Source organism: Pseudoalteromonas arctica (assembly GCF_012927645.1).
GTDB lineage: Bacteria > Pseudomonadota > Gammaproteobacteria > Enterobacterales > Alteromonadaceae > Pseudoalteromonas > Pseudoalteromonas arctica_A.
The window spans coordinates 16,109-27,396 of the sequence record NZ_JABBMT010000041.1 but is presented as its reverse complement, the minus strand read 5'-3'; the positions used below and the strand labels follow the sequence as shown (position 1 = coordinate 27,396).

Annotated in this window: 9 protein-coding genes; 6 read left to right on the top strand and 3 right to left on the bottom strand. The window is 40.2% G+C overall.

The window, feature by feature from the left end:
- Positions 1 to 123: 123 nt before the first annotated feature.
- Positions 124 to 1,050: a hypothetical protein gene (locus HHO47_RS17295; RefSeq protein ID WP_169021417.1), complete on the top strand. Its 927-nt coding sequence runs from the start codon at positions 124 to 126 to the stop codon at positions 1,048 to 1,050.
- Here the strand turns inward: HHO47_RS17295 and tusA are convergent.
- From tusA to fadB, 3 genes are all read right to left on the bottom strand, one after another.
- The gene (gene tusA / locus HHO47_RS17290; RefSeq protein WP_169021416.1) at positions 1,045 to 1,284 is read right to left on the bottom strand and encodes a sulfurtransferase TusA; all 240 of its coding nucleotides are present in this window, start codon (positions 1,282 to 1,284) and stop codon (positions 1,045 to 1,047) included. The two genes, HHO47_RS17295 and tusA, sit on opposite strands and share 6 nt — an antisense overlap.
- A gap of 200 nt (positions 1,285 to 1,484) precedes the next feature.
- The gene (fadA, locus tag HHO47_RS17285; protein WP_169021415.1) at positions 1,485 to 2,654 is read right to left on the bottom strand and encodes an acetyl-CoA C-acyltransferase FadA; all 1,170 of its coding nucleotides are present in this window, start codon (positions 2,652 to 2,654) and stop codon (positions 1,485 to 1,487) included.
- Positions 2,655 to 2,658: 4 nt separating this feature from the next.
- The gene (gene fadB / locus HHO47_RS17280; RefSeq protein ID WP_169021414.1) at positions 2,659 to 4,818 is read right to left on the bottom strand and encodes a fatty acid oxidation complex subunit alpha FadB; all 2,160 of its coding nucleotides are present in this window, start codon (positions 4,816 to 4,818) and stop codon (positions 2,659 to 2,661) included.
- 194 nt (positions 4,819 to 5,012) lie between these two features.
- Between fadB and HHO47_RS17275 the strand changes: the two genes are divergently transcribed.
- From HHO47_RS17275 to HHO47_RS17255, 5 genes are all read left to right on the top strand, one after another.
- Positions 5,013 to 6,899, top strand: a complete 1,887-nt coding sequence (locus HHO47_RS17275) for a transglycosylase SLT domain-containing protein (protein ID WP_169021413.1) — start codon at positions 5,013 to 5,015, stop codon at positions 6,897 to 6,899.
- Positions 6,900 to 6,996: 97 nt separating this feature from the next.
- Complete coding sequence (pepQ, locus tag HHO47_RS17270) at positions 6,997 to 8,319, top strand: Xaa-Pro dipeptidase (RefSeq protein WP_169021412.1); 1,323 nt, start codon at positions 6,997 to 6,999, stop codon at positions 8,317 to 8,319.
- A 68-nt stretch (positions 8,320 to 8,387) separates the two neighbouring features.
- A complete protein-coding gene (locus HHO47_RS17265; RefSeq protein ID WP_169021411.1) occupies positions 8,388 to 9,002 on the top strand; it encodes a YigZ family protein in 615 nt (204 codons plus the stop codon).
- Between the two features lie 49 nt (positions 9,003 to 9,051).
- Positions 9,052 to 10,503, top strand: coding sequence for a TrkH family potassium uptake protein (locus tag HHO47_RS17260; RefSeq protein WP_169021410.1), 1,452 nt, complete (start codon positions 9,052 to 9,054; stop codon positions 10,501 to 10,503).
- A 559-nt stretch (positions 10,504 to 11,062) separates the two neighbouring features.
- Positions 11,063 to 11,275, top strand: a complete 213-nt coding sequence (locus HHO47_RS17255; RefSeq protein WP_145241748.1) for a calmodulin — start codon at positions 11,063 to 11,065, stop codon at positions 11,273 to 11,275.
- The last annotated feature ends 13 nt before the right edge of the window (positions 11,276 to 11,288 follow it).

Here is an 11,288-nt window from a genome sequence, read left to right as displayed (position 1 = left end):
GGCTTTTAATTGATTTGAAACTTGGTTAATCTGCATGTGAACTCTGTTTTTAGTCATTTTTTATTGGCGTAACTATTTGATCATTAACAGAGTTCAACTTCAAGTTTTCTTAAGATCCAACCTATGAGTTATTGTTATCTAACCGCTATAAACATTCCGAAAGACTTTCCGATTGAGCTGCATAAATTAGATTCTGTAGAGGGGTATAAATTCAGTTTTGTTAATCTATATCCAGAAAAATTTGGAAGGATACGAAGAATAGAAGAAGACAGCTATAAAAAAGTACTTATTTGTTTAGATGCAGATTCACCTGATATAGCATTTCATAAAGCGCACCAGTTCTTACTAGCTAAAATAGCTTTGTGGAGTTTGTTATATACGAAATATATTTTTAGTTTAGAAAATAATAAATCACTCAACCCTTTTACTCTCGGAGAAGTACATACCTTGCATATTGAAAGCAACGGTGAAGAGATTAGAGCATATATTGAACCGAATTATATTCGCAAACCAAAATGGAATATTCAATATAGAGGTTATGCAGATAAGATTTCATTTGAGAGTAGTGTTATAGAAGAAAAGTTACATAAACTTACTTATTCTAAAAAGATAATTAACGCTATGTGTAATTATACAATCATAGCTAGTGAATTTAACAATATGAATTTACTTAATGAACTTTGGACTGCTATTGAAGTTTTAAATAAAAAGGAGCAACCAAAAAGTGTGCCGAAAAATATTGTTGGCAGAAGCGGGGTTAAGGAAAGTAATACAGCAAATAGTGCTATTTTAAGGTGCTGTGAAAGCATAGGTCGAGATGAAGAATTACTATTACACTCAGCTCGTATTGTTAGAAATATTTCTACACATGACACTTATAAAAGCGATTATGCTAAATATATGTGTCAACAGCTTTGTAGAGTATTTTTAGATGTATTACTTTACCACAGTGATATCAGTGTTGGAGTTAACTTTGATGATGCATTACCTGAAGTCGAACAAGAGTATTGTAAAGTAGGCGGATCCACAAAAATACCTTGGAAATTATAACCCTTTCTTCACCAAGTATCTATACGGTACGGCATCTACTTCTTTTGCTATTAGGGTGTGATCCATGAACGTGCAGAAACTAGGGATATCACGGGTGGTTGAGGGGTCGTCGGCAATAATTAATAATGTTTCACCATTTTCCATTTTACGCACGGCACCGCGGATCATCATGACTGGCTCTGGGCAGCGTAGGCCGATGGCGTCTAATTGGTGATCGGGGTTATCAAAACTCATGGCGGTGGACCTTATCAAGTAGCGCTTAACGATTAATTTAAGGCTGCTAGTTTAACGGCCTAATCACAATAAATAAAGTCACATCACGAATGCTTATTCGGCCATAAAGGTAATTTGAAAAAGCACATAAAAAAGCCGCGTTGATTTATAAATCAACGCGGCTTTTTATCACCAAGAGTTGGTTACGTGTATAAGACTAATTAGTCTTGAACACGTTCAAATACAGTTGCAATGCCTTGGCCTAAACCAATACACATAGTCGCTAAACCGTATTTTGCGTTCTTGTCTTCCATTAAGTGAATTAATGATGTGCTAATACGCGAGCCAGAACAACCTAGTGGGTGACCAAGGGCGATTGCGCCGCCATTTAGGTTCACTTTTTCATCAACCACATCAGCAAGACCTAAGTCTTTTAATACTGGTAGTGATTGCGCTGCGAATGCTTCATTTAGCTCAGCAACGTCTATATCATCAATAGTGATGCCCGCTTGTGCAAGTGCTTTTTTACTCGCTGGTACTGGGCCGTAACCCATAATTGATGGATCGCAACCCGCAACCGCCATCGCTTTTACGCGGGCACGAATTGGTAAGCCTAAAGCTTTAGCTTTTTCCTCGCTCATTACTAACATTGCTGATGCGCCATCTGATAGCGCTGAAGACGTACCGGCAGTGACTGAGCCTGATGCAGGGTTAAATACTGGGCGAAGCTGTGATAAGCCTTCTACCGTTGTTTCTGGACGAATAACTTCATCATCTTCAACTAAAATCAGTGAGCCGTCTGCGTCATGACCTTCCATTGCAAGGATTTCGCGGCGGAAACGTCCTTCAACAGTTGCTGCATGAGCACGCTGATGCGAACGGTAGGCAAATTGGTCTTGCTGCTTACGGCTAATGCCGTGAAGTGTTGCAAGGTATTCAGCAGTTAAGCCCATTGAGCCAGACGCTTGCGCTATTGAAGTTGCAAGACCTGGATGAAAGTCATTACCGTGGGTCATTGGTACATGGCCCATATGCTCAACACCACCAATTAAGTAAGTGTCGCCAGCACCGGTCATAATTGCGCGAGCGGCATCATGGAGTGCTTGCATTGATGAACCACACAAACGGTTAACCGTTACCGCAGGTACAGTATGCGGAATGCCGGCAAGTAAAGCGGCATTACGAGCAACGTTAAAACCTTGCTCTAACGTTTGTTGTACACAGCCCCAATAGATATCGTCAATCGATGCTGGATCAACGGCTGGGTTGCGATCAAGTAAACCCTTCATTAAGTGGGCGCTTAAATCTTCAGCACGCTTGTGTTTGAATACGCCGTTTTTTGAACGGCCCATTGGCGTGCGGATACAATCTACAATTACTGGAGTATTCATGGTCTTATCCTTCCACCTTATAGAAAACACGGCCTTCTTCAGCCCATTTGCGAGTTTGCTCTGATACTTGGTAAATCGCACCTAGGTGAGCGTATTTGTCAGCTGTTGCAACAAAGTTAGCTAGTCCAGTTTGATCTAAATAACGGAACGCGCCACCTCTAAATGGAGGGAAACCGATGCCGTAAATAAGTGCCATGTCAGCTTCTTGTGGAGAAGCAACAATGTTTTCTTGTAAACAAAGTAGCACTTCGTTGATCATAGGTATCATACAGCGGTCGATAATTTCTTGTTTATCAAACTCTTTCGGTGCATCAGTGATTGAACTCAGTAGCTCAACTGCTTGTGGATCTTGGGTTTTTTTCAAGCGGCCGCGTCTATCTGGTGCGTATTGGTAGAAACCCGCTTTGTTCTTTTGACCAAAACGCTTTTCGTTAGCGAATATTGTTACCGGATCTTTTTCGGCACGTGACATGCGCTCAGGGAAACCATCAGCCATCACGCCAGTACAGTGGTAAGCCGTATCAATACCAACAACATCAAGTAAGTATGCAGGACCCATTGGCCAACCAAACACGTTTTCCATTACTTTATCTACTTTTGCAAAATCAGCGCCTTCAACAACTAATTTACTAAAGCCGGCAAAGTATGGGAATAATACACGGTTTACAAAGAATCCAGGGCAATCGTTAACAACGATAGGTGATTTACCTAGTTTTAAGGCGTAATCAACAACGGCGTTAATCGTTTGCTTTGAGGTTTTCTCACCACGAATAATTTCTACTAGTGGCATTTTTGGCACTGGGTTAAAGAAGTGCATACCACAGAAATTTTCAGGTTTTTCAAGAGCTGTGGCTAATTCATCAATACGAATAGTTGATGTGTTAGACGTTAGGATAGTACCTGCAGGCATGTCTTTTTCAAGACCTGCTAAAACGGCTTGTTTAACTTTAGGGTTTTCAACAACGGCTTCAACGATGATATCTGCGCTTTGTAAATCGCTATCATTAAGAGTTGGTTTGATTTTACCTAGTGTTGCTACCATTTTGTCCATTGCCATGTGGCCGCGCTTAACTTTAGCGCCTAATAGCTTAGATGCTTCACCCATACCTAAATCAAGCGCACCCTGTTGGATGTCTTTCATTATAATAGGCGTCCCTTTATATGCTGACTGGTAAGCGATACCGCCACCCATAATACCTGCGCCTAATACAGCGGCTTGTTTGATTTCTACATCGCTGGTTTTAGCAGATTTACGTGCTTTACCCTTGATGTATTGATCTGCTAAGAAAATCCCCGTTTGGGCTGCGGCTTCAGGAGTACGTGCTAATTTAGCAAAGTTGGCATTTTCAATCGCCATTGCATCATCACGAGTACAGTTTGCTGCCGCTTTAATAGTGCGAACTGCCATGATAGGAGCAGGATAGTGGCCTTTGGTTTTACCCATTACCATACCTTCTGCCATTGCAAAGCTCATGCCTTGCTCAACGCGGTTTAATTTAAGCGGTTGTAGCTTAATGTTACGTTTAGCTTGCCAATCTAGCTTGCCAGCAATTGCTAATTCAAGTGTTGAAATACCTGACTCTAAAAGTTTGTCAGCACTAACTACTGCGTCAACCGCACCTACTTTAAGGGCATCTGCAGCGCGGTTTTCAGTACCTGAAGTGATCCAAAGCATAGCATTATCGGCACCAACGATGCGTGGTAAACGAACTGTGCCGCCAAATCCAGGCATTATGCCTAGTTTTACTTCTGGAAGGCCAATTTTAGCATCAGTGTTAGCAATACGATAATCGGTAGCAAGTACCCACTCACAACCACCACCAAGTGCTAAACCATTGATAGCGCTTAGAGTTGGAAATGGTAAATCTTCTAGTGCGTCAAAAATATCAGTAGCATCTTTGATCCAGGTTACTAATTCAGCTTCTGGTTTAGTAAAGGTAGGTAAAAATTCGAAAATATCGGCACCAATAATAAAATGTTCTTTATCACTGGTAAAAATCATGCCTTTGATATTGCTGTTTGCGGCTAATTCTTTTAATGCAGAGGCGCAATCTTTCAAGGTTTGCTGAGACAAGGTGTTTACAGAACCTGCAACACAAAATTTGAACTCGGCGATATTATCCTTGATGAAAGCAACTTCAAAGGAATCGCTTTTATATAACATTATTATTCTCCCTAGTTAGTGAACTAAGACTGGTACGATGAGTTTGCATTTCAATCAGTGTGCTTGCTTTAAATTAAAAATGCAACGAAAAATTTACTGTGGTGTCTTACTACTGGTTAAAATATAGCTTGTTTGGTGCTAAGGTGTAGGCGAAGTGTTTGTCTTTTATTTACCTTTGAATATTTAAGGTCATCATGAAAAAACAATTTTTAAGTGTAACGGCAGCAGCATTATTATTTCCTTTATTTTCTGCCTACGCGAATACAGAGCATGACGTATTTTTAGATGCTGAAAAAAAAGTTAAATATGCTAATTATCAAGAGTTTAAGGAAGTTGTTGCACAACTAGATCATCCATTAAAGCCTTATATTGAAAAAACTTATTGGCAGCGCCATCCTGATATTGAGCATCAATCTGAAATTGAGCGTTATTTAACTATTTATCAAAGTACGCCTTTAGAGTGGCCGGTGCGCAAAGCATGGCTGCAGAATTTGCAAAAGCAAAACCGTAAAGCTGCTTTTATTAATAATTATCGCGAGACTACAAATAGTGAGCTGACTTGTACTTATCTGCAGTATCAGCTCGATTTAGGAGCGCCAGAACAAGCGATAATGAGTCAAGTAACAAATTTATGGACTGTCGGGAAGTCACAGCCAGAAGAATGCGATTCACTATTTAATGTTTGGCGTAAAAAAGGGTATATGAGCCAAGAGCAAATATGGCAACGGATTACTTTATCGGCACAAGGTGGCTCGCAAAGCTTACTGCCATACTTAAAAACCTTATTACCGAAAAATGAGCAATACTTGGCTGACTTTTACCGAAAAGTTCGCAGCGATCCCAGTGCAGTAGCAGGAATGTACCGCTATAAGCATAAAACTGTTAAAGAAAGTGAAATTGCGCATTACGGTATTAAGCGGTTAATTTGGCGAGATAAAACCTTAGCGCTTAAAGCATGGGAAAAGTTAGACAAAATGTTTAACTATTCTGACGAACAAAAAGCTGATGTTTATTATAGTTTTGCTTTATCGCTGGCATCAAGTGGTCACCCTGAGGCGCGCTTTTGGTTGAGTAAAGTTCCCAAAGATCGCCAAGACCGTAAATTAATGCAATGGCAACTAGGCAATATGCTAAAAACTCAAGATTGGCCAGGCATCGTGGCGTTTTTTACAGGTAAAGAAAACCTTAGTCTGGGTCAGCAATATTGGTTAGCGTATAGTTTAGAACAACGAGGTGATACACAACGTGCTAAAGCTATTTGGCAAACAGTCGCAAAAGAGCGTGATTATTATGGCTTTTTGGCTGCTGCGCGGTTGGGGTTGCCAATTGAGCTCAATAGTCAACCTTTGTTAGTGAGCGACAAATTGATGCATGAGGTAGCTAATGCCCCCGGTTTTAAACGTGCTAAAGCAATGTATGAACTTGAGCGGTTTACTTCGGCTCGTCGCGAATGGAATTATTTAACAAGCACTTCTAGCGATGAAGAAAAGCTCGCGGCTTCAAAACTCGCGGCTGAATTAGATTGGTACGACAGTACTATTTATACTTTAGCGCAAATTAAGGCATGGGATTATGTAGAGTTACGTTTCCCATTTGCTTTTCAAGATTTATTTGAGCGTTACAGTAAACGTAATCATATAGATGTTACTTGGAGCATTGCTATTTCGCGTCGTGAAAGTTCTTTTGCACCTGATGCGCGTTCTCATGCTAATGCGCGAGGCTTAATGCAGCTCTTACCAAGTACAGCAAAGTATGTAAATAAAAACACGGTTTCAGGAAACCGTTTAAATCAGCCGAGAACAAATATACGTTTAGGCACAAAGTATTTAGAATATTTAAAAAAGAAAAACCATGGCAACGAAATACTAGCAACTGCCTCGTATAACGCCGGTTACCATAGAATCAAAAAGTGGCTACCAGATGAAGCCATACCTGCTGAATTATGGATTGAGCTTATCCCGTACCGTGAAACTCGGGAGTACGTAAAAAATGTATTTGCCTATCGTCAGGTTTATCACACGCGTTTAGGGCGCGAAGGAAACATATTGGCACCAATATTGGACATGAAGATGGGTGGCTAAGGCGCAAGTGCTTTAGCGCATCTGCATTGGGAAGTTTGGGTATAAATGAGTCTATGATAGACTCTTATACAAGTAAAATTTAACAGATGGGTTTTCTATGGATAAATTAGCCGTTTTATATGCCGAACATATTGCAACACTGCAGCAGCGTACTCGTACTATTATTGAACGTGAAGGATTAGAAGGTTTAGTGGTCCATTCTGGACAAGCTAAACGTCAGTTCTTAGACGATATGTATTATCCGTTTAAAGTTAACCCGCATTTTAAAGCTTGGTTACCGGTCATCGATAATCCGCACTGTTGGATTGTTATAAATGGCAGTGATAAACCAAAACTAATTTTTTATCGCCCAGTCGACTTTTGGCACAAAGTGCCAGATGAACCGCGAGATTTTTGGGCCGATTACTTTGATATCGAGCTATTATTACAGCCTGATCAAGTTGAAAAACTATTACCTTACGATAAAGCGAAGTACGCTTATATTGGTGAATACCTAGAAGTTGCGCTTGCGCTAGGCTTTAGCGTTATGAATCCAGAGCCGGTGCTCAATTATTTTAATTACCACCGCGCTTATAAAACTCAATACGAACTTGAATGTTTACGCCAAGCTAACCGTATTGCGGTTGATGGTCATAAAGTGGCGCGTGATACCTTTTTAAACGGTGGCTCGGAATTTGATATTCAGCAAGCGTATTTAATGGCTACCCGCCAAAGCGAAAACGAAATGCCGTATGGTAATATTGTTGCGCTTAACGAAAATTGCGCTATCTTGCACTACACTCATTTTGAGCCTCAAGCCCCAAAAGTACATCATTCGTTCTTAATTGATGCTGGCGCTAACTTTAATGGCTATGCTGCAGATATAACCCGTACTTATGATTTTAAAAAGTCGGGCGAGTTTGCCGAATTAATCGCCGCAATGACACAACATCAAATTGCATTGGGTAAAGCATTGAAGCCAGGGTTGTTATACGGTGAATTACACTTAGATTGTCATCAACGTATTGCTCAGGTGCTTAGTGATTTTAATATTGTTAAATTACCAGCCGCTGAGATTGTTGAGCGCGGTATTACATCGACTTTCTTCCCGCATGGACTGGGTCATCATCTTGGTTTACAAGTACATGATATGGGTGGTTTTATGGCTGATGAAAAGGGCACGCATCAAGCGCCACCTGAAGGTCATCCATTCTTGCGTTGTACGCGCCTGATTGAGAAAAACCAAGTATTCACGATTGAACCTGGTTTGTACTTTATCGATTCATTACTTGGCGATTTAGCGCAAACTGACAACAAACAGTTTATTAACTGGGAAAAGGTTGAAGCGTTTAAACCGTTTGGTGGTATTCGTATCGAGGACAACATTATTGTTCACGAAGATAGCTTAGAAAATATGACCCGTGATTTATCGTTAGATTAATTATCCGGTGTTAAAAGCAGGGGCCATATGGCCCCATTTTTTGCTTCATTATTTGGATTTATCAAAGAATGTCAGAATATAAGTACCCAGCAGCAACCGTTTTTCATCAAGAAGAAATAAAAAAAAGCATCTTTATTGTGCATATAGCCCATACGCCAGATTTAGCCTCGGCAAAAGCGTTTATCCGTGAGATTGAAAGTAAATACAGCGATGCTCGTCATAACTGTTGGGCGCATGTTGCAGGAAACCCTGGTGGTAGTCATGTTTATGGTTTCTCTGATGATGGTGAACCTAATGGTACGGCAGGCAAGCCTATGCTTAATGTGCTAATGGGCTCAGGGTTTGGAGAAGTCACCGCAGTAGTTACTCGTTACTTTGGCGGTATAAAACTGGGCACTGGCGGGTTAGTCAGAGCGTATGGCGGCTCGCTAAATAATGCCTTGGCACATTTAACAACTACATTAAAAGTTCCTAGTGTTGAGCTGGTGGGCCGTAGTGATTACAGCGCGCAAGGAGCGATAGAGCAGTTACTAAAAACGCAATTTCAAGTACTTAATATAGAAAAGCAATTTACTGCTAATATTGAATGGGTTATTACTATAGATAGCCGCCAAGCCACACAAGCTATAAAAGATATTTATAATTTGAGTCATGGCGCGGTTGAGTTAAGTATAAAACAGTAAGACAATAGCATTCACGTACTAATCATTACTTAATAAAAAGCGATAGTTCATGCAATTTCGTACCATCATAAAAATTCTCGGCCAACTGGTTGTGCTGTTCAGTATCACCATGGTGCCGCCGGCAATTGTATCGCTCATTTATAAAGATGGTGGTGGCGTGCCATTTGTCCTCGCATTTATATTCAGTGTCATGATTGGCTTACTTGCATATTATCCAAATAGACGCGAGCAGGGAGATTTAAAAGCTCGCGAAGGTTTTTTAATTGTGGTGCTATTTTGGTTAGTACTAGGGACATTCGCATCTTTACCGCTGATTTTTTTACAAGAACCTAATTTATCCTTAGCGGATGCCGTATTTGAGGCGTTCTCAGGTTTAACGACGACAGGGGCAACGGTGCTCACAGGCATTGAGTATCTTCCTAAATCGGTATTGTTTTATCGCCAACAACTGCAATGGTTAGGCGGTATGGGGATAATCGTATTAGCAGTTGCAGTGTTACCCATGCTTGGCGTTGGTGGTATGCAGTTATATCGAGCTGAAACTCCAGGGCCTGTGAAAGATTCCAAAATGACGCCACGTATCGCCGATACCGCAAAACATCTTTGGTATATTTATGTGTCATTAACTATTGCGTGTACTTTGGCGTATTGGGCTGCCGGAATGAATTGGTTTGATGCTATTTGTCATTCATTTTCTACTGTTGCGATCGGCGGATTCTCTACTTACGATGCTTCTATGGGGCATTTTGATAGTCCATTAATTAACTTTATTTGTGTGATATTTTTAATTATCGCCGCCGTTAATTTCACTTTGCATTACGCGGCCGTTTCGAGTCGAAATCTCAGAGTGTATATCCGTGACCCTGAGTTTAAAGTATTTTTGTTTATTCAATTAGCGCTAGTGATAGTGTGCTTTACGGTACTATCGTCCAATAATATATATGCAAACGGTGACGAAACGCTCGATCAGGCGCTCTTTCAAGCGGTGTCAATTGGTACTACTGCGGGTTTTGCCACCGATAATTTTTCTGCATGGCCGTTGTTCTTGCCCATTTTACTGATATTTTCTAGCTTTATTGGAGGTTGTGCGGGTTCCACTGGCGGCGGTATGAAAGTAGTTAGGGTGTTTTTACTTTATCTGCAAGGAATACGTGAGCTTAATCGGTTAGTGCATCCTCGTGCTATTTATTCTATTAAACTTGGTCGTAAGGCATTACCAGATAAAGTAGTTGAAGCCGTATGGGGATTTTTCTCTGCTTATGCGCTGGTATTTGTGATTATTATGTTAGCGTTAATGGGCACTGGTATGGATAACATAACTGCGTTCTCAGCCACCGCAGCCTGCTTAAATAACCTTGGCCCAGGTTTGGGTGATGTTGCGTCACATTATGGCGCTATTAGTGATGGCGCTAAATGGTTATTAACCATTGCTATGGTGTTTGGGCGATTAGAGATATTCACCTTATTAGTGTTGTTTACACCGACCTTCTGGCGTGGTTAATTTGTATATACCCAGCTAAAATGCAATTATTTAGTTTACGCTTACAAACTCGTATTCCCCTTTATTGACTTTGCAGTACTTGATCCACTGGTGTAAATTTGAGCATATTCGCTGTTTTGCAACAAAATAGCGGATATGCCGTAACCCACCTTAAAGAACTCTAAATTTATTTTTATTGTTATAAATTATCATTATTTATCAGTAATATAAATTTTTTGTTTATTTCAGTTGCTATTTTCCAACTGGTTAATTTCAGTGCCTGTTACTTTTCTTACTTATAAAAACATAAATACGAACACGCTAAGTACGGATCTGTGTCTTTTCTATTAAACCTAATCAATTGATTTTTATAAACTATATTTTATAGGTGGTTTGCGTGTTGCTAAAAAGCAACAAAAAAACACCATAAATAGCCAGTTAAAAGCAAGTTTTATTTTTAACCTTTTGATTTTAAATGTCTTTTAAAATATGGCACCGAACTTGTAATAGTCTAGTTGTACAGAACGAAAATGTGATTAACACATCGTTCAAAACCATAAACATTGAAGGAATATTTATTATGAACACATTAAATAAAACATTGGCACTTATCGCACTGGCATCTTCATCAGCGGCGTTTGCTGCTACCGATTTTGATACGCTAGATGTTGATGGCAACGGTGCAATTAGCCAAAGTGAAGCATCGGTTGATGCTGAGCTTATGAGCCAATTTGCAGAGCTTGATACCGACGGTAACGGCGAACTTTCAAAAGCAGAGTTTTCAAAAGCTTAATGTCGCTTTTTGA